This is a genomic window from Affinundibacterium amnicola (assembly GCF_014284275.1).
GTDB classification, from domain to species: Bacteria; Pseudomonadota; Gammaproteobacteria; order Burkholderiales; family Burkholderiaceae_D; genus Undibacterium; species Undibacterium amnicola.
In genome coordinates, this window is record NZ_JACOFU010000009.1 from 1 (window position 1) to 19,345 (window position 19,345).

At 45.3% G+C, this 19,345-nt stretch carries 17 protein-coding genes; 9 read left to right on the plus strand and 8 right to left on the minus strand.

Translation table 11 applies throughout. The features are described from left to right. The first annotated feature begins 550 nt into the window (after positions 1 to 550). Together H8K33_RS17105 and H8K33_RS17110 are read left to right on the plus strand one after the other, a co-directional pair. Positions 551 to 1,117: a TMEM165/GDT1 family protein gene (locus tag H8K33_RS17105; protein WP_186892285.1), complete on the plus strand. Its 567-nt coding sequence runs from the start codon at positions 551 to 553 to the stop codon at positions 1,115 to 1,117. A gap of 85 nt (positions 1,118 to 1,202) precedes the next feature. Continuing rightward, positions 1,203 to 2,018, plus strand: a complete 816-nt coding sequence (locus tag H8K33_RS17110) for a hypothetical protein (RefSeq protein WP_186892286.1) — start codon at positions 1,203 to 1,205, stop codon at positions 2,016 to 2,018. A gap of 5 nt (positions 2,019 to 2,023) precedes the next feature. Here H8K33_RS17110 and H8K33_RS17115 read toward each other — a convergent pair whose 3' ends face one another. The 4 genes from H8K33_RS17115 to H8K33_RS17130 all read right to left on the minus strand — a co-directional run bounded on the left by H8K33_RS17115 (position 2,024) and on the right by H8K33_RS17130 (position 6,928). Beyond that, positions 2,024 to 3,568, minus strand: coding sequence for an HDOD domain-containing protein (locus H8K33_RS17115; protein ID WP_315484090.1), 1,545 nt, complete (start codon positions 3,566 to 3,568; stop codon positions 2,024 to 2,026). Positions 3,569 to 3,575: 7 nt separating this feature from the next. Continuing rightward, positions 3,576 to 5,210 (minus strand): tetratricopeptide repeat-containing response regulator, encoded by a 1,635-nt coding sequence (locus tag H8K33_RS17120; RefSeq protein ID WP_186892287.1) that lies wholly within the window; start codon positions 5,208 to 5,210, stop codon positions 3,576 to 3,578. A gap of 201 nt (positions 5,211 to 5,411) precedes the next feature. Then, positions 5,412 to 5,609: a DUF2905 family protein gene (locus tag H8K33_RS17125; RefSeq protein ID WP_186892288.1), complete on the minus strand. Its 198-nt coding sequence runs from the start codon at positions 5,607 to 5,609 to the stop codon at positions 5,412 to 5,414. Positions 5,610 to 5,710: 101 nt separating this feature from the next. After that, positions 5,711 to 6,928, minus strand: a complete 1,218-nt coding sequence (locus H8K33_RS17130; RefSeq protein ID WP_186892289.1) for a class I SAM-dependent methyltransferase — start codon at positions 6,926 to 6,928, stop codon at positions 5,711 to 5,713. 176 nt (positions 6,929 to 7,104) lie between these two features. Here H8K33_RS17130 and H8K33_RS17135 point away from each other — a divergent pair, with 176 nt between their 5' ends. The 7 genes from H8K33_RS17135 to H8K33_RS17165 all read left to right on the plus strand — a co-directional run bounded on the left by H8K33_RS17135 (position 7,105) and on the right by H8K33_RS17165 (position 13,674). Then, the gene (locus H8K33_RS17135; protein ID WP_186892290.1) at positions 7,105 to 7,905 is read left to right on the plus strand and encodes an SDR family oxidoreductase; all 801 of its coding nucleotides are present in this window, start codon (positions 7,105 to 7,107) and stop codon (positions 7,903 to 7,905) included. A gap of 87 nt (positions 7,906 to 7,992) precedes the next feature. After that, positions 7,993 to 8,391 (plus strand): dihydroneopterin aldolase, encoded by a 399-nt coding sequence (locus H8K33_RS17140; protein ID WP_186892291.1) that lies wholly within the window; start codon positions 7,993 to 7,995, stop codon positions 8,389 to 8,391. A 23-nt stretch (positions 8,392 to 8,414) separates the two neighbouring features. Further along, complete coding sequence (gene ttcA, locus H8K33_RS17145; protein ID WP_246443706.1) at positions 8,415 to 9,338, plus strand: tRNA 2-thiocytidine(32) synthetase TtcA; 924 nt, start codon at positions 8,415 to 8,417, stop codon at positions 9,336 to 9,338. 409 nt (positions 9,339 to 9,747) lie between these two features. After that, positions 9,748 to 10,443 (plus strand): YIP1 family protein, encoded by a 696-nt coding sequence (locus tag H8K33_RS17150; protein WP_186892293.1) that lies wholly within the window; start codon positions 9,748 to 9,750, stop codon positions 10,441 to 10,443. An 11-nt stretch (positions 10,444 to 10,454) separates the two neighbouring features. Further along, entirely contained in the window at positions 10,455 to 11,738 is a 1,284-nt protein-coding gene (locus H8K33_RS17155) for an efflux RND transporter periplasmic adaptor subunit (protein WP_186892294.1), read from the plus strand. Further along, on the plus strand, positions 11,735 to 12,448 hold the full coding sequence (locus tag H8K33_RS17160) for an ATP-binding cassette domain-containing protein (RefSeq protein ID WP_186892295.1): 714 nt from the start codon (positions 11,735 to 11,737) through the stop codon (positions 12,446 to 12,448). The genes H8K33_RS17155 and H8K33_RS17160 overlap by 4 nt, the downstream gene beginning before the upstream one ends. Before the next feature lie 2 nt (positions 12,449 to 12,450). Continuing rightward, positions 12,451 to 13,674 (plus strand): ABC transporter permease, encoded by a 1,224-nt coding sequence (locus tag H8K33_RS17165; protein ID WP_186892296.1) that lies wholly within the window; start codon positions 12,451 to 12,453, stop codon positions 13,672 to 13,674. 90 nt (positions 13,675 to 13,764) lie between these two features. Here H8K33_RS17165 and H8K33_RS17170 read toward each other — a convergent pair whose 3' ends face one another. The 4 genes from H8K33_RS17170 to H8K33_RS17185 form a co-directional block, all read right to left on the minus strand. Further along, entirely contained in the window at positions 13,765 to 15,036 is a 1,272-nt protein-coding gene (locus H8K33_RS17170) for a dicarboxylate/amino acid:cation symporter (RefSeq protein WP_186892297.1), read from the minus strand. A gap of 8 nt (positions 15,037 to 15,044) precedes the next feature. After that, positions 15,045 to 15,875, minus strand: coding sequence for a peptidylprolyl isomerase (locus tag H8K33_RS17175; protein WP_186892298.1), 831 nt, complete (start codon positions 15,873 to 15,875; stop codon positions 15,045 to 15,047). 153 nt (positions 15,876 to 16,028) lie between these two features. After that, positions 16,029 to 17,654, minus strand: a complete 1,626-nt coding sequence (locus tag H8K33_RS20125) for a methyl-accepting chemotaxis protein (protein ID WP_186892299.1) — start codon at positions 17,652 to 17,654, stop codon at positions 16,029 to 16,031. A gap of 382 nt (positions 17,655 to 18,036) precedes the next feature. Further along, positions 18,037 to 19,281, minus strand: coding sequence for an MFS transporter (locus H8K33_RS17185; RefSeq protein WP_186892300.1), 1,245 nt, complete (start codon positions 19,279 to 19,281; stop codon positions 18,037 to 18,039). Positions 19,282 to 19,345 lie beyond the last annotated feature (64 nt).

Here is a 19,345-nt window from a genome sequence, read left to right on the forward strand (position 1 = left end):
CCGAACAGGACCGTGAAACGACTTTGCGCCGATGATAGTGCTGCAACCAGTGTGAAAGTAGGTCATCGTCAGGCTCTTATTCCGCATCGCCCCTGATTCAAATCGAATCAGGGGCTTTTGCTTTTTTTACTCCTTCTACACTTCATTCCCCACTGTGCACCTCAGCCAGATCTGTTTAGATTTGCTTGTCAATCCTCAAGCAAGACAAGAGAGAATCACGCTTAAATCACTTATCCTGCTATTTTTCTACTGACATCTAGCGAATATGTTCATCATTCAGCGATTGGATAATTCAGTATCAGTAAGCTGACAAAGAGAAGCTATTCGCTACGGTATAATGCACCCCTTAGCATTGATTATTCACTTCAAACTGAACGAACACAAAGCATTAAATGTTGCACCGATTTACTTGTGACGCGTTGATTTAAAGAAACTTGATTTCTGTCTCCACCTAACAGATTTTTCGTAAATTTTGTTTTTCAATAATAGTTAAGTTGAAAACTAAAAATAGTCGGGATCTCTTTCACTCTCATTTATCTCTCTTGGTATCATGGAAGCATTTTTCGTATCCACATTTGCAGTCAGTATCGGTGAAATTGGTGATAAGACGCAATTGTTGGCGCTGTTACTCGCCGCGCGATACCGTAAACCAGTGCCGATCATTTTAGGCATTTTGCTCGCCACTCTAGCAAATCACACCCTTGCTGGGCTAATTGGTCAGTGGGTCGTTAGCCATATCTCTGCAGATATTTTGCGCTGGGCACTAGGTCTTTCATTTCTTGCTATTGCGATATGGACCTTAAAGCCGGATGAGATCGATGATGGTACGTTGAATGAAGGTCGGTTTGGGGTATTTATGCTGACTTTCATCAGCTTTTTCTTTGCTGAAATTGGTGATAAAACGCAACTAGCCACAGTGGCTTTAGCCGCAAAATATAGTGAGTTAAGCATGGTTATTGCAGGAACCACTTTAGGCATGCTGATAGCGGATGTTCCTGCGGTATTTTTAGGTAAAGTGGCTTCACCCAATTTCCCATTTCACTATGTCAGATGGCTAGCTTCAGCAGTGTTTGCAATTTTGGGTGTTTTGGTTTTGCTGAATTTAAGTGGCATGTGAGCAATTGCTGCTATGGTTTATCGAGAAGTTCGTATAATTTTTTGCCTAATTGTTTTAGGCCTGTATTTCAGGATAGAAAGTACTTATGAGCGCATATGTTTTGCCAAAAGGAACCGTTGTCAAAGTTGGATCTCTGTCGCGAGATCTGTATTCTTTTTTTAATCAAGGAATACCCAAGAACATGCCACGTGTTGGCTTGCAAAGCCAAGAGTCTTCATCGACATTTGAAAGTCAAGAGGGGATTTACATTGGCGAGCTGATGGCATATTTCTCAGCAGCTGCGCAATTCTGCCAGGCGACCGCTGTGATTTACGCAGAGCATAGTAATGTGATGGAGAACTTCGTACAGCAGCTGCAAGACATGCGAGGGCAAAAACCGGTTATGGAAGGTTTGGAAACTATCTCCATTCAGATCGGTTTACCTGTGGTCTTGGAAATTACGCTAGATGAAGATTGTGAAGTATTTGCAGATACACATTTTGAATCAACAGATAAAGGTGAAAAATGTTGGAAGCATTGGCGCAGTGTTGTGCTGATGCGTAAAGGTGGCATTCCGGCGCACTGGATTAAAAAATTTTACTTCCCCCGATTACTTGATTATCGCGATGTCGAGAGTAGTAAAAGTCCACGCGTATTAGAGCAAACGATTGATAGTTCCTTGATGGTCGGTGGCATGATGCAGGTTTGGCACAAAGATGCACCAGCCGACTTGCTAATGGCGTTTAAGAAGCAATATGGAACAATCAATTTTTCGCAAAACTTGCCTTTTGATGCGAATTCACTTGAACGATTTTTCAATTTTAATAGCATGATAGATCCCGCAAGCAGATTGTTAAACCAGCTAACAATTTGGCAGGACATTGATGCCTTGGCGAAGAAGCAGGGAATTCCCTTGCAGTGATTATCCTAACGCTTCATCATCGCACTCATTAACTGGCCTTTTAAGGTTTTGATGAGTGCGGTTTCATCTGGTGGAACTCCTTCATTTGCTGGTAAGCAGCGATCCGCATAAAATAAGCCTAGCGGTTTATTTTCTATGACTAGAGGCAAAATAATAAAGCTGCGAGCATCGGGCAACAAACGTTTATGCCAGCCAGGCAAGATAGCTTGAATTTTTGGATTCAAAGCATCTTCAATCATCAAGTCTACATTATTGTTCATTGCTACATGAAAGATGGAGTTTTCAGTTTCCACGGGAAATTGAAACTCCTTCTGTCGCTCAATATACTTTTCACCAACAGAAATGCGAGCAGTGTATTTTCCCTGTTGTAAGTCCCGTAAGCAGGCGGTCGCAAAACGGAATCCCATCGCGCCATATAAAGTTTCCAGCACAAGCAGCACCAGATCATTCAATTTCAGCTGTTTTGATGCCAACATTTGCGTGGCATCTTGGACACCAGCGAGCAAAAGATCGCGTGCATTACTTGGTTTTCCACTTGGATGTCGGGTAACCGATTGTAATTGTTGCGCATCAAATGCAGGCAGCATAAATTCATTACAAAAATCGCTGTCACGCACTACCGGAGCGTTTGCGACATGATTCAATGTTGCCAGTGGAACCTCTAAAGTAATCGCTAGTTGACGTGCTTCCTTATCGACATTTTTGAAAACTTCTTCGAGCTGAGTTGCATTAAAATCTAATGCACTACCAAAGCGTTTTACCAGTTGTTCACAACCTTGTTCTATCGATATTTCACCAGGCGTACTTTGTACCATCACTATTGCCAGCTCTTCACTAAAAGTGGCGACTTGCTTAATCCATTCAGAATCTTGTAGGGTCTTTTTAGCGTGGCCGTAAATTGGCTGTAATGCGAAGATGATACTGTCTGGAATTTTCCAATCGTATAAAACGCTCTGACCGAAGCGTTCAAAACTGCACCCTAATAATTGATTGCAAATTTCATTTGTTTGTACGGGATCAGATGAGCTTAAGTTGAGAATTTTGTCATATAGCGGATGGTCAAAAGCCGCCACTAAGATCCGTCCAATATTTTTAAACAATGCTGCAACGGCGGCTTCCTCACTTTTGGGATGGCGATTTCGCCTTGCAATTTCACGCGCCGCCACACTGGCACACAAAGCTTGCACTAGCTCCTTTCGGACAGATTGCGCTTGTTTGTGATCTTTGAATCCATCCACCAGTAAAGTCGCCATCGCGCTGGCTTTAATGGTATCGAAGCCGAGTAAAAAAATGGCACGCGAAATAGTGGTTACTGACACGCCTCCGGGTGTTCGGTAAGCAATCGTATTCGATAAGTGTAATATTTTTTGTGTGAGGGCGACGTCTGACAGAATGAAGTGAGCTAATTCAGAAACAGAGTCTTCTCCCGACGAAGTAATCTGAATGACTTTGCTGATTGTGACGCCCAGTGTAGGCAAGTTTTTGTCACTACGAATTTTGTCGAGTAAACGCTCGCGAACACTGCTGTTGGTGTTGGATGAAATAGTCACAGAAACTTTATGTTATTTTTGTACGAACCGCATCAATTCCATATCGCTTTTGTAGTTCCCCATATAACGATCGGATGGCTTTTAACCGGCTGTTCATAGGATCTAAACGCGCGGCTGATTCAATCAGTTGTTTTGCCAAGCCACCAGTCGCAGGATCCCAACCTAAATTTTCAATACACTTGAGTGCAGCAAGTGCAGCATTGAGAACCACTTGTGGGTTGTCTGGTGATTTCTTAGCGGCACTGGACATGAGTTCAACTGAACCTCGGAAGTCGCCCTCTTTTGCTTTTTGAACACCGAGCGCGACTAGATCTTTTACTTCCTTCTGACTTCTTTGAACGAGTTCTTGTCCAATATGACCTTTGCCCGCACTTTCAAATACACCCAGAGCGCGCGTGACCATCTGTTGATTTGGCGCGTTACGCATGACTTCCATGATGACTTCAGAAGCTGCCTCTTCGTTATTGTTTTCGAGACAGCTCTTAGCTAATCCCAGCTTCAAATCATTGGATAATCCAATTTCGTCACGGTTAGCTAACACGGCGGCATCAAGTTCTTCTGTTAATTTAGCAGAATCCCCCGTTGAGGCATGTAACATCGCTGCTGATATCGCACGACAAGCCTCGGTCTTCTTGATTCCAGACATGCTTTTTTCTAAGTCGCGGATAACAGATTTTGCCTGATTGTGATCGCCTTTTTTTACCAGTGCATTGACTAGTTTGACATGATCTTCGGGATCGCGAAATTCGGAATATTTCGCTTTGCTGACGACTTTTTTGAGAACGTTTTCTGCGGTTTCTATATCGCCAGTTTCAAGTGCCAGCGAACCCAATTTACGCAAACGGCGCACTGCATGCGGTGACACCACGACAGCAGTATCGAGTACCGATTTTGCTTCTGGTAGCGCGCCAATTGCCTCGTGTGTTTTGGAAAGCCAGTCATAAGCATCCATATACTTATTATTTTCCGCTACCAGACTTGTGAGAATTTCCTCTGCTTCTTGGTAACGTCCTTGCATGTATAAAGTTTTGGCCAGACCTAATTTTGCCCAAGCAACTGTCTTCATTTCGTATAGCTTGACATACAGTTCTTCGGCTTCATTCGCCTCACCTAAGATGACGTGCAGTTCTGCACGCAGGCGCATAAAATCAACGAGGTATCTGGGATAAGCTTGTTCACCCTCAACGCAAGCTTCAAGCGCTTCTCGAACAAAACCCTGATCCATTAAATTGAAGACTTCCATGAAAGCTTTGCGCTTTTCAATCGCCTTAAGCACTCTTTCTAGTAAAGCATCTGCCGTGAAAGGTTTGAGCAAATAATCGGAAGGTGCGAGTTCGGCAGCGCTCACCACTTTGGCGTAAGCACGTTCTGCTGTCACCATGATGAAGATCGTTGATAGTGGGGTCAGCTTATGATGACGAACGTCTTCTAACAACTGTTGTCCATCTTGTCCGACACCTAAATCGTATTCGCACAAGATAAGATCAAATACTTTTGATTGAATTGCACGGATTGCGGTACCCGCAGAAATGCCGTGATCGATCTTGGTGATGCCGCATAAGTTCAGCATATTGTGCAAGCTGACACGCATACCAGAATGTGGTTCAACTAGCAGTGCGCGAATTTCCCCTAGATTGCTCATGAAAACCTTTGATGATGAAGGAGTTTGCCTGTTTTAATTGTTTTGGCAAAACATCATATAAAACGACACATTAAATCTGTACTGTTTAGATGACGACCAGCGTGTGCTAAAACTTTAACCGATTAGGTCTTTATAATGTAGCTGTATAGCAATTTTTTTCAAGACATTTCATACAACGTCGCTGGAATGCGACGCTATATTTCATTTGAGAAATTTTGCAACCAGCAAAATGACTAGCGAGAGCAAAATCGTCGAGGCAAAAGGAATAGTAAAAATCTTACCAAATAGTTTTAAACGCAGGTCGCCAGGGAGTTTGCCTATGCCTAATTTCTGCAACCAGGGCAGCAAATTGGCAAATAACACCAATCCAATAAATATCACCAATACCCAGCGAATCATGTGTTGTCCTTTGATGTAAATAACTCAATCACTTTACCTGTTATAGCGGATGCTGTGTTTCGTTCTGCATGCGCACGGTCGTAGTGATGTTAATGCTTAGTTTAAAGGCGATGGCTGCGATCATGCTGCAGTAAAGCTTCGGGTAGCGCGACTCCAGTGCCCAGAATTAATACTTTGAATAATTCTCCCATTTCAGCAGGAGACAATAATTTTTGTACTGCATTACTGGCTGGTAAATAACGACGACTGTCTTCCGCAGGAATCCGGGCCAAAACTTCCGTGATGCCCCCTCCGAGTAAAAATCCCGCTTGGCTGGTGTAGCTTAATAAATCAAGACCCGCTTCCACCCCAGCGATTGCGACGGCGGTGAAATCGACGTGGGCGGTGATATCTTGCAGCCCTGGTAAATAAAAAGGATCAGGATGGGCGTGATGCCGATAGTGGCACATCAAGGTACCTTGATCACGTTGTGGCAAGTAGTATTCGTGTGCCGGAAATCCATAGTCCAGCCAAATAGCGACACCACCTTGCCCCGATTCTGCATGTCCTGCCATCAACATCGTGGCGATACTTCGCATAAAGCCAATTTCAATTGGATGTACTTCGGTAAGGTATCCATTTGGTAATGCTGCGGCGTCTGGAATCTGCGTAAGCAATGCGACGTGTTGATCAGTCGCTTCGTCCATGCTGACTAATTTAAAGCCAGAAATTGACGCTGTCGATGACATTTCACTACTGACTCCCAAGCGTGTCCAGCCCTGTTCTGACTTACAGACCAGCTCAACTGGCATCGCATCAAGTACTTCGTTTCCTATAACGATTCCGGAAAAAGCGGTGGGCATTTTCGATAGCCAAACGACCTGAGGAAAATCTTTTAGACGTTCTTCCTGTCTGGCTCTGAGTTCGCCGGACAATTCCACGATAAAATAGCGTCTTAGCGGAATTTGAGATTGCTGGCATTCCGACAAAATATCGAATGCTAGCTTGCCAGACCCTGCTCCAAACTCCATGATTTCAGGAGCGCTTTGTGTGAATAACTGCTGTGCGACTTGTGCTAAGGTCGCACCAAACAGAGAACTCATTTCTGGTGCGGTAGTGAAATCACCATCAGCACCGAGTTTGACCGAACCACCGCTGTAGTAACCTAAGCGTGGTGTGTAAAGTGCCATTTCCATGTAACGTGAAAACGGAATGACGCCATGGCAAGCGGCGATTTCTGCATGTATCAGCGTTTCAAGTTGTCGCGATACCAGTTGTGCATCGTCAGACGGAATAGGTAGGCTCAGTTGATGATTAGGGGTGGGATTTAGTTTCTGCATACCAGCATTGTATTAAAAAGCGGGACAGTTCCGGTCAATAAGTGAAAACATTTTCGCTTATTGCTATATCAAACAATTTAAGAAAAGCTGATATGGTGCCAGTGCGCCATGTATTTGTCCTTACAGATCAGCGTATCTGAAAGAATCTGAGTGTAGCTCAGGGAAGATTGAAGACTATGAATTCGCAGCAGGTTTCATCAGTGCCAGTCGTGCTAATCACCGGGGCGGCTAAGCGCATTGGTCGCCACATCGCATTGAAGTTGGCACAGCGCGGTTGGGATATCGTGGTGCATTATCACCAATCTGCTGAAGATGCAGCGCAAGTGGTAGCAGAGATTGCTCAGTTGGGGCGCCGTGCAATCGCGGTGCAGGCAGATTTAAGGAGTGTTGATCAAGTCAAGAAAATCGTACCGCAAGTGTTAAACCAGTTGGGACGTCTCGATTGTGTCGTGAATAATGCATCGCTATTTGAGGCCGATAGCGTGAATGATTTCTCGCAAGTTTGTTTGGATAAACATATGCATGCGAATTTAATGGCACCCATTATGTTGGCGCAAGCAATGCACGCATCGCTGCCGGATGATGCTCCAGCGGGGATTGCTTCGGTGATTAATATTCTTGATCAGAAATTGTTTAATTTGAATCCAGATTATTTATCTTATACTTTGTCAAAAGCAGCATTACAGACTGCGACCACGACCTTGGCTCAGGCCTTAGCGCCTAAGCTCAGAGTGGTTGGCATTGCACCTGGATTGTCGATGGTGTCAGGCGATCAAAGCGAAACGGATTTCCTCGCCGCGCACAAAGTGACGCCGCTTGGGCGCTCCAGTACGCCAGAGGATATCGCTGAAGCGGTGTGTTATGTGGCAGCAGCACGGGCAATCACTGGCACCACAATTTTGGTTGATGGTGGTCAGCATTTGATTCCTACACAGCGCGATGTGATGTTTTTAGCGAAGGCTAATTCAGATAGTTAATCCAGATCGTTAATTCGGATCCTTAATTCAGGTCTCTAATCGCGATTTTTTATTATTTTAATTTACCAGTTTTATAAGTGACTCTTTATGTTATCCATACTCCATCATCCACAACTTGCCGATTGTCGTCGCCTGTTTTTGCGTAACTACGAAGTGTCTATCAATATCGGTGTACATGAATTTGAAAAGAAGGGTGAACAAAGAGTCATGATCAATGTTGATCTGTATATTCCTTTGGCATTATCAACGCCAAAAGATGATCAGCTCGATGAAGTGGTTGATTATGACTTTATGCGTGGCACGATTGCTGCGCGTGTGGCGCAAGGCCATGTGCATTTGCAAGAAACTTTATGCGACGATGTCGCAAAAATCATGTTGGCGCATCCTCGAGTACGCGCGGTGCGCGTGTCAACCATGAAGCCAGACGTGTATCCTGATTGCGAAGGCGTCGGTGTGGAAGTGTTTCAAATTAAATCGGAAGTGTGAGTCGAAATATGCAAGTCATCTCTATGCCAAACCCAGTCAATCCATCGCAAACGGCAGCGACTAGGTCACCAGAAAAAATCGCTTACGAGAATAATAAATTACACAAACGCTTATGTCGTTTAGTCGGCCAAGCGATTGGCGATTTTAATATGATCGAAGATGGTGACAAAGTGATGGTGTGCCTGTCTGGCGGCAAAGACAGTTATGCTTTACTCGATATTTTGATGACCTTGCGTGAACGCGCGCCGATTCATTTCGATATCGTGGCGGTGAACCTAGATCAAAAACAGCCAGGCTTTCCTGAAGAGGTGCTGCCTGCTTATTTGGACAAGTTGGGTATTCCGTATCATATCGAGAATCAGGATACGTACAGCATCGTTAAGCGTCTGGTACCAGAAGGAAAAACCACTTGTTCTCTGTGCTCACGCCTGCGTCGCGGAATCTTATATAGGGTTGCGGACGAGCTTGGCGCAACCAAGATCGCTCTAGGTCATCATCGCGATGACATCATGGAGACGTTTTTCCTGAATATGTTTTTTGGCGGTAAGCTAAAAGGTATGCCAGCCAAATTGCAGTCGGATGACGGCAAACATATTGTGATCCGTCCACTTGCTTACGTTAAAGAAAGTGATACCGAACGCTATGCTGCGGTAAAGCAGTTTCCTATCATCCCGTGCAATCTGTGTGGCTCGCAGGAAAATCTGCAACGCAAGCATGTCAAGCAATTGATGCGTGATTGGGATAAACAACATCCTGGCCGTGTGGATAATATTTTCTCCGCACTGTCGACAGTGGTTCCCTCCCATCTAATGGATAAAGATTTGTTTAATTTCCGCGATTTGGCTTTGACCGGTGAGGCGATGCCAAATGGCGATATTGCATTTGACGAAGAACCTTGTGCTACGCCTACTAATGCCGTAATTAAGCTGAATCTGGATCAAGAGTAGTATCGGAAAAAGTCTGACATCTGATGGATTTTGAGTGAAGATAAGAAATGCGCCTTTGGGCGCATTTTTTTTGTCCAAAGTGATTGTTCATACAGAGCAAAGTTCTGCCTGCCAGTAAAACTCAAAATTCCATCACGAATGATGGGCATTCATCATCAATAAGTCGTCGTTTATCGCATGGCTGACCATCGTTGCTTAATGCTTATTACACTGTCTTTGTCGATTGCTTCGCGGTTGCAAGTCGTCACAAGCTTGTGTCAGCAAAAAGAAAAATTATGTAATTTAGATAAGTAGGGAATATGATGTTGATTCTGATTGTCTATTTCCCAAATGATTCAAATGTGAATTGCTCAGTATTTCAGATGGATTCCTGAGCTTGATCTTAACCAAAAAAAGAAAAGGAAATCGTATGTCTTTAAACGCAATGTCTGTGTTGGTAAAAATCTTCTTTGAACCCAAGTCAGCTTTTGAATCGCTGAAAGACAATTCCAAGCCATGGTTACCTTTGGCCTTGATGTTGGGATCGACTTTGGCTTTGTTTTACTGGTATTTTGCGACGGTCGATTTCTCTTGGTTGCTTGAACACACCATGAGCGCGAATCAGGATTTAAATGCCGAGCAAAAACAGGCGATGGCAAAGATGATGACCAAAGACAGTATGATGTGGACCACCTTGGGTGGTGTTTTGATTGGGACACCAATTGTATTTGCGCTGTACGCCTTGTATTACTTGATTGCTTCAAAAATAATGGGTAGCGCAATCACCTATGGTAAATGGTTTGGATTTTCTATCTGGGCAAGTGTGCCGACCTTAATTGGCGTGCCTTTGATGGCATTGCAGATTGTGACAGGCAAAGGTCAAGTGGCGATGGAAAGCTTAAATATGTTGTCGTTGAATTTCTTGTTGACGAACTTACCAAGTGATCATGCATGGGCAGGCTTGATGAATAATCTGAGCTTAACAACGTTCTGGACTGCATTTTTGAGCTATGTTGGTCTTCGTGTCTGGACTGGTCGTAGCGTTGCCAGTTGTGCGATCGCGACGGCTTTGCCTTACGTGGTGATTTACGGAATTTGGATTGCTAAATTGATGTTTTTTAAATGATCGGTCGTGAAATGAAAAAAAGTAAAATTCTAGGAATCGCTGTTGTCGCGGCGATCATCATTGTTCCGGTAGTCATGAAGTTTTCTGGTGGTAAACCGAAGTTAGAAGTGGAAATGACCAAGGTCAGTAAGAAAGAAATTCAGCCATCAATACTCGCATCCGGCAATTTTGTATTTCGTCAGCAGGTGCAATTGTCGAGTGAGGTGATTGGTAAAGTTTCTGAAGTGTTGGTGAAAGAAGGCGACAAGATCGAGCAGGGACAAGTTTTGTTGCGGCTTGATCCTACCTTGATTCGCGCCGAAGTTACACAACAACGCGCCATTGTTCGTAGTGCGCAAGTCAATATTGAGCGAGCGCAATTGAATGTCGATCGTCAGCAAGTGAATGTTGAACGCAGCCGTCGCTTGGCAGAAGCAAAATTTATTGATACCAGTAAGTATGAAGACGCAGTACATCAATTGAATGTGGCGAAGGTTGATTTACATGCAGCACGGGAAAGCATGCAGCAAGCCAGCGCATCTTTAGATCAGGCTTTAAAGCGTTTGGATAAAACGGAAGTGAAAGCACCGATCAGTGGTACGGTGACGGCGGTACAAATCAAAATTGGTGAAACCGCAGTTGCCAGTGCAACTGGGATGGCTGGTTCCTCTTTGATGACGATTGCCGATATTGCTAGCATCATGGCAGAGGTGAATGTAGATGAGGCCGACGTCGCCAAGGTGCAAGTTGGCCAGAAATCAAAAGTGTATCCAGCTGCATTTGATGATCAACCCGTCATTGGTACGGTAGAAGAAGTATCCATGGCGCCACGCGCAAATTTGGCTGGCGCATCGCAAGGTAAAACGTATGTGGTGAAATTGCGTTTGTCAGAAACGAAAATGGGTATTCGTACTGGGATGACATGTCGCGTTGAAATTGTTACCGGTGGTGGCAGCTTGCGACCAGTGTTGCCGATCCAGGCGATACTCACTGGCGACAGCATGAAGCTGGAAAATAAAGAAGGCAAGGACAGCAAAGAAACGAGTAAAAGTCTGGGCGTGGTGTTCACAGTCAAAGATGGCATAGCGCGTAAGAAAGAAGTGAAAGTCGGTATTGCTGACGACAATAATCAGGAAATCATTTCTGGTTTAGCCGAGGGTGACGTTGTTGTTACTGGCCCTGCCAGAGTATTGCGCGCTTTGCGTGATGGCGATCAGGTGCAAGAACTTAAACCTGCTGAACAGAAGGTGAATGCCGCATCTGCATCGGCATCTGCAACATCAGCGTCAGCAAATGGAAGTGGGACCAAGCCGTGATTACTTTGTCAGGTATAGAAAAAAACTACCAGATGGGGGATCAGACTGTGCAAGCTTTGCGCGGCGTGGATCTCCATATCGATCGCAATGAGTTCGTCGCGTTTATCGGCGCCTCGGGTTCCGGCAAATCGACCATGATGAATATTGTTGGTTGTTTGGATCGTCCAAGTGCAGGTAAGTATCAACTTAATGGGCGTGATGTGGCGACGATGGATAGCGATGAATTAGCCTTGGTTCGTAATGCTGAAATTGGCTTTATTTTCCAAAGTTTCCATCTCTTACCGCGTGCCACTGCGCTGGATAATGTGGCTCAGCCTTTGATTTACCGCGGCATCGGTTATAAAGAGCGTAATCGACTGGCGATGGAGGCATTAGATCATGTGGGTTTGAGTTCACGTATGCATCATCGACCGAATGAGCTTTCTGGCGGACAGCGGCAACGCGTCGCGATTGCACGTGCCTTAGTCGGTAAGCCATCGATATTATTAGCTGATGAACCAACTGGGAATCTTGATTCAAGCACCAGCTTGGAAATTCTTGCATTGATCAAAGAAGTTCATCGTGCAGGTCAAACTGTGGTGATGGTTACGCATGAGCCTGAAATTGCCGAGCAATGTCATCGCGTGGTTCGATTGCATGATGGTCGGGTACTAAGTGATGTGCGTAACGACCATCAAGTGCACCATGTACACAATGTGTCAGGAGAATAGCGATGTTTTTATTACTTGAGAGTGTGCGTTCAGCGCTCAATTCCATTCGTGCACATCGGATGCGCAGTTTCCTCACTTCGTTGGGGATTATTATTGGTGTTGCATCCGTCATCACCGTAATCTCTTTGATTCAGGGTTTGTCCAAAAGCGTGACCAAACAGTTTGAAGGTTTGGGTGGCAATTCATTGACGATCACTGCGCATAACACGATGAAGGAAGCAATGCAGGGCAAGTTTAATTCATTGCGTTTCGAAGACATTGAGCATCTTCGCACGCATATTGATGAAATTGCTGATGTCAGTCCCTTGTTTGTGTTGTCTGTACCGACGGTTCGTTTTGGTAGCACCGATACTTCCGCTCGTGTGTTTGCAACTACCCCGACTTACCAAGATGTACAACAACGTTTTGCTAGTATGGGGCGCTTCCTGAGCGCTTCGGATGAGTCGGGTGCGCGTCGAGTTGCCGTGATTGGCCCTAAGCTGATTGAATCTCTGCATCTGCCAGAAAATCCGATTGGTCAGTACATTGGGTTCAATAACGAATGGTTCAAAATTATTGGCGTGATGGAAAAGCGCGGCGAGTTGTTTGGCATGTCGCAAGATGATTATGTGATCATCCCATTTCGTACTGGGCGCAGCTTGATTGGTAATAATCAAAACATGCGTAACATGCAGCTGACGGTGTCGCTAAAAGATATTTCGAAGCTGGAAGAAGTCAAACCGCGGATTAAAACCGTGATGCGTAAAGCGCATCGTTTAGATCCAGATGCACCTGACGATTTTGAGATTGCATCGTCGGATCAATTGTCGAAGAGCTTGGATAACATCACCGCTACTGTGACTTTGGTCATGGGGGGTATCGTTGGTATTGCGCTGTTGGTTGGTGGTATCGGCATTATGAATATCATGCTGGTTTCAGTGACCGAACGTACTCGCGAAATTGGTATCTGTAAGGCAATCGGCGCGCGTAGTCGTGACATCATGATGCAATTCTTGATTGAAGCGGTCACCCTGTCGGTACTCGGAGGCTTGATTGGTTTGGCGCTTGGCTATGCGCTAGGCTTTGGCATTTCGAATCTCATTCCGGATTTTCCTGATGCCGTCGTGCCCTGGTGGGCGGTTCTGTTATCGTTTGTGTTTTCAGCGGGTGTGGGGATCGTCTTCGGTGTGATGCCGGCGAGTAAAGCAGCGAAGCTCGATCCTATTGATGCCTTGCGTTACGAGTAGGTGTTTGTAGCAGATTTTGTCTTAAATTCGAAAAGCTGTAGTCGTCTAAGCTTAATTCTGCTTTAGACACTACAGCTTTTTTATGATTTCTCATGATGGTAAACGAGAATTTAACCAGTGCTTACCTTCGGCAATCCGTGTCACCATCATGGAAGCAATCAGGTCGCCATTGGCGTTGAGCAAAGTCGCAATGGGATCAACCAGCGTGCCTATCACCATCGCGACGGGTAATGCCTGTTCCATAGGAAATCCAAATGCGGTGATCGCAAACACTTCACCAATATAGCCACCGTTGGGAATACCTCCCGCAACGATAGAAACCAGTACCGTAATGCCAAAAATAGCGAACAGCATTTCTGGTGCCGAAAAATCTTTACCAAACATTGCAAACAACACTGCTAGCTTGATAATCGATGACATGCTAGAGCCATCTTTATGAATCGGTGCGCCAAGTGGAATAACGATATTGCGTATATACGCGGGCACCATCATCTTTTCTGCACCAAGCAAATTTGCTGGGATCGTGGCAATACTGCTGCAAGTACCAATCGCGGTCATCGATGGCGTTAAATTATTTTTCCAGAAGACAGTGACACCTTGTTTGCCCGCCGAAAAATAAGCGTATAGGCTAAAGAAAATGAAAAAATATGCCGCGCAGGTGATGTAGTACAAGGCCAAAGGGTGTGCATAAACGCCAATAAGTTGTGGCCCAAAAACACCGACCTGATACGCGAAATAGGCACCTAATCCTAGTGGAGCGATTTTCATGATGATCGCTAATAATTGCTTCATCACTTCATTGGCTGAATTGAGAAACGTGGCAAATGCTTTCCCTTTCTCACCTGCGCGTAAAGTGGCGAAGCCAACTAGCAAAGAAAACAGAATTAATGCCAACATGTTTTTACGTGCCATCAATTCAGAAAAATCGTTGACGGTAAGCACTTGCGCTAGGCCAGTTGCGGAAGTGTTCGAATTACTGGAAACTGGATTATCAAGCGCAGCCTGAGCCGCCATGTTGCGCAGTGTATCGTCCTGCGCGATAGGAAACGCCAGCATCACCAGCATCATCACTGCCGCCGAAATAATGACGGTAGTTAAAAAGACCGCTGCCACAATCGCAAATAATTTCCCTAGACGTTCGCTGCTTTGCAGATTCGCAATCGACGAGGCGATGGTAAAAAATACCAAAGGAATGATCGCGGTGAATAAGAGATTGAGAAAAATATCGCCGATAAATTTGATGCTTTCGACTTGATTCCCAAACAGAAAACCAATCACGCAACCTGTCGTGATGCCTATTAACAGGTAAAGAATATTGGCATAGTTGCGCAGTATGTCCTTAGCTTGCAGGGCGAATTTCATCAATGATCCTATTCAACTTTGGCAGGGATGGTGATGTCGCAAATACTAAAATCAGCACCACGTTCTTGGCGTGTTTTTTCGATGATGCGATTGATTACTTGTACGCTCGCAATACGCACTTTGGGACGTTCTGCCACCGGCAGATCTGCAAGTACACGTACCGACTTCATGATGTCAGGCTGTGCAGGAGGTTCGCCATGTGCCAACTTGAGTAACACATCGGTACCAATGACAACACGTCCAAATACTGTGTAATCACGATCTAAACGACGGGTTGCATCGAGCATAAAATAGAGTTCACTATTGGCAGAATCGCGTGCTTCATTGCGCCCCATACCCGCGCTCCCCAAACAGTGAGCACCCCAAGAACGCAGGGGTGTTTGGCTATTTTTATTGGCTTCGTTGATGGGCAGTGATTGAAACGGCACGCTACCTAAAAATCCCGAAGCAGCATCGCTACTTTTGCTGGCGAAGGTAGCGATCAAGCTAGTGTTCAGCCGAAATATCATTTCTGGCGGCAAGTTAGGGTAAGAAGTTCCGCCGCCGTCTTTGTTGTTGGGGTTGCCTGTTTGCGCCACAAATTTAGGAATCACACGATGAAACTGCAAGCCATCGTAAATCTTTTCACGCGTTAGTAACTTGATTCGTTCAACGGCCTTAGCGGCCATTTCTGGTCGCATCTCGATAATGATACGACCTTTGCTTGATTCAATGATCAAGGTATTGGCTGGATCAAGTGTGCGCCAGTCGTCATTTGTCTGGCTGTTTGCCGCACCCAAAATCATGCATGAACTTAACAGAATGGATAAGGATGGTATCAAGCGCAGCGAATTTTTCATGCGAGTTCTTTCTTTCAATTGTCGACAGACTTACTATTGGAAAAGCTATTGTAGGCAAGGCATGATCGCAGAGCTAGTGAAATTTAGCCGAGTCAAAAAAAATGGCTTGAATCGGTGTCGATTCAAGCCATGAGTGTTGCGTCATTGTGTTTGCTAATGTAGCTGCGGTGCGCGTTTAATCGTCGCTCCATGTGTGCTGACCACGGGGTCGCCGCGCATTTTGAACATGTGTACAACTTGCGTCAAAGCCGCAGCTTGCTCTTGCATTGCAGCAGCCGCTGCAGCAGCTTCCTCAACCAGAGCGGCGTTCTGTTGAGTTGCATCATCCATTTCACGGATCGCTGCATTGACTTGCTCAATACCACTGGCTTGTTCGTCGGAAGCTTTGGTGATTTCTTCCATTATCTGCGTCACGTGATCGACACTTTCAACAATTTCTTTCATCGTTTCACCAGCTTGGTCCACTAATTGTGTGCCAAGTTTTACGCTGTCAACAGAATCGCCAATCAGGGTTTTGATTTCTTTCGCCGCACTGGCAGAACGTTGCGCAAGGCTACGCACTTCAGATGCAACGACTGCAAATCCACGTCCTTGTTCACCAGCACGAGCGGCTTCAACCGCTGCATTTAAGGCCAGAATATTGGTCTGGAAAGCGATGCCATCAATCACCGAAATGATATCGACAATTTTTTGTGACGAGGTATTGATCACGCCCATGGTGCTAATTACTTCGTTGACTACGCTACCACCTTTCACCGCCACACTAGAAGCTGCTGCCGCCATTTGATTGGCATTGCGTGCATGCGAAGAATTCAATTTCACCGCTTCCGTTAAAGTCATCATCGATGCAGTAGTTTCTTCCAGTGAACTTGATTGACTTTCTGTACGCGCAGATAAATCCATATTACCTGTAGCGATCTCGGTCGATGAAGTCGCAATTGCATCTGTACCTTTTCGTACTTCGCGAATAATGTCGCGCAAACTATTACGCATCGTGAATATCGAATACAGCAGGCTAGATTGGTTTTCTGTGTCGAGTGCAATATGTACGGTTAAATCGCCAGCTGCAATTGCGCTGGTGATGTCAACCGCATATTGCGGTTCGCAACCAAGTTGTTTTACTAAGCCGCGCGAAATGAAAAAGCCGAACGCAAAAAGCAAGAACGATAAAATGCCGACAGTGATCAGCATCTGTATCGCACTTTGATAAATGGCAGCATCGACGTCATCCAAATAGACACCAGTGCTGATGATCCAAGACCATTGTGCATTGAGTTTGAAATAGGCGAGTTTTTCGATTGGCGTTGTGCTGTTTGGTTTCGGCCACATAAAACTCAAGAAGCCATCGCCTTTGCTTTTGGCGATGTCACGCATTTCGACATAAAGCAATTTACCTTTGCTATCTTTTTTGTCGGACAAATCTTGTCCTATCATATTCGGCAAAATCGGATGCATGATCATGCGCGGCTGGGTATCATTAATCCACAAATAACCACTATCGCCGAAACGCAAATTTTTTACTGCATTCAATGCCGCTTGTTTCGCGTCGGCTTCATTCATTTTGCCTTCGCTCATTTGCTTTTGATAATGTTCGACTAAGGTGTTGGCTAACTCCACCGCATTTTTGACATTCGCTTGATGCATGGAAAGTAGGGTTTGCTTTTCATGATTTAAGACGATAAGACTGAAAACGACGATCCCTAGAATTGCACTTAACACCAATGCGCCTAATCGTTTGCTCACACCGATTTGGTGAATTTGGCTGAAAAAGCCTGACATACTGTTCTCCTGATGTTCTTTGGTGTTGACCACTAAAATAAAAAGCCCGGCTAGCGCTGACCAAGAAAATTTTGGTCTGGCGTGAAGCAAGGCATGTGACGGCAAATAGCGGTCTTATTGGATCTGCGCTGGCGATAGTGAAAAATGTTCCATTGCTTGGGTTCAGATCCTGCTGGCAAAATCCTACCATGCGCACCGTGCTTTGTAGAAAACATTTCTAGTCTAAGCAGGGCTAATCGCGCTTAACTATTGCGAACCAGCAACAAATCTTTCGTGTTTTGGATTGCGCTAGGAGAGCAATTTTTTGTCTTGATTTATCTTAATAATCACTCATGCTATTTATGTTATTTGTGCATTCCACAACTCTCATTCGTCGCGCTTGTTAGATCTTTTTACGAGTATTTGTGCCAACCCCGACAGCAGTAAAAATCGCGCATAGCTGAAATAGGCCGATACAAGCAAAGACCCAGTTTGGATGGTGTGCATCCATAATCGCGCCAAACAAGACGGGTGAAAATGCCAATCCAATATCCAGACCAGAATATACAACCCCATACACGCGTCCAGTTGCGTTTTTAGGCGAGGCTGCACGGATCAACAGATCGCGTGATGGACCAGCAATGCCGGCACCGAGCCCAACCGCACCCATAAGCACCACCGCCATGCCAGCAGAGATCCATCCAGTGGCCAGTATCATCGCGATCAGCGCAGAAAAGGAGAATGCCACGCTAATGGTTTTGTCGTGATTGCTGGTTTTGGCGGCGATAAAGCCGCCCCAGATCATGCCCAGCGCCGAAGTCAACATATAAGCAGTGTACGCAGCCGTCGCCCAGCTTAAGGACATGCCATACACTTCGCGTAATGCGGTCGGTGAAAAGCTTTGGATGCCACCAATGCCCATAGAAATCATGAAGAAAAACAGGAAGCACATCCATACCGCAGGCAAGCGCATGAAATGAAATAAACCATTTTCCTGATGTGCAGCTGCGATATTTGTATTGCTTGTTTGTGGCTTTGTATCTGTGTGTAGCAGTTCACGGTACACAAATAAAATGACTAACACGATGATGGGGAGGATAGTCGCAGACATTAAGGCAACGCGCCAATTATATAAATTCGCTAGCGTGACTAAAAATACCGGAGCTGCAGCCCAGCCAAGATTACCGCTAATGCCATGCACAGAGAAGGCATGGCTTAGTCTTTGGGTCGTGACACATTTGTTGAGGATGGTGTAGTCCGCTGGATGAAATACACTATTTCCTAAACCTGCCAGCATCGAGCCCAACATCAAGACCAGATAATTGGGGGCGAGCGCTAACACGAATGCAGATAGTGCAAGACAACTAATACCAAAAAATAGCACCGCTCGTGCGCCAACTTTATCGACCACAAACCCAGCTAGGGCTTGTCCGATGCCAGAGATCACAAAGAAAGCACTCATTAATAAGCCTAGTTCTGCATAAGATAATCCAAATGCCTCCTTTAACCAGGGAAACAAGGGTGCCAAAATCATGTGAAAAAAGTGCGAAATTCCATGTGCCAGGCCGACCAGGCTGATCACCAGCGCATCTTGTTTGAAACTATTTGGCGCCGGTACGGTGTTGTGGCTTGCGGTGATACTGCTCATAGCGAAACGTCCTGTTGAATAATCCTTAGTAAGGTCAAAGTGTAAGCAAATAATGCTCGTCTGT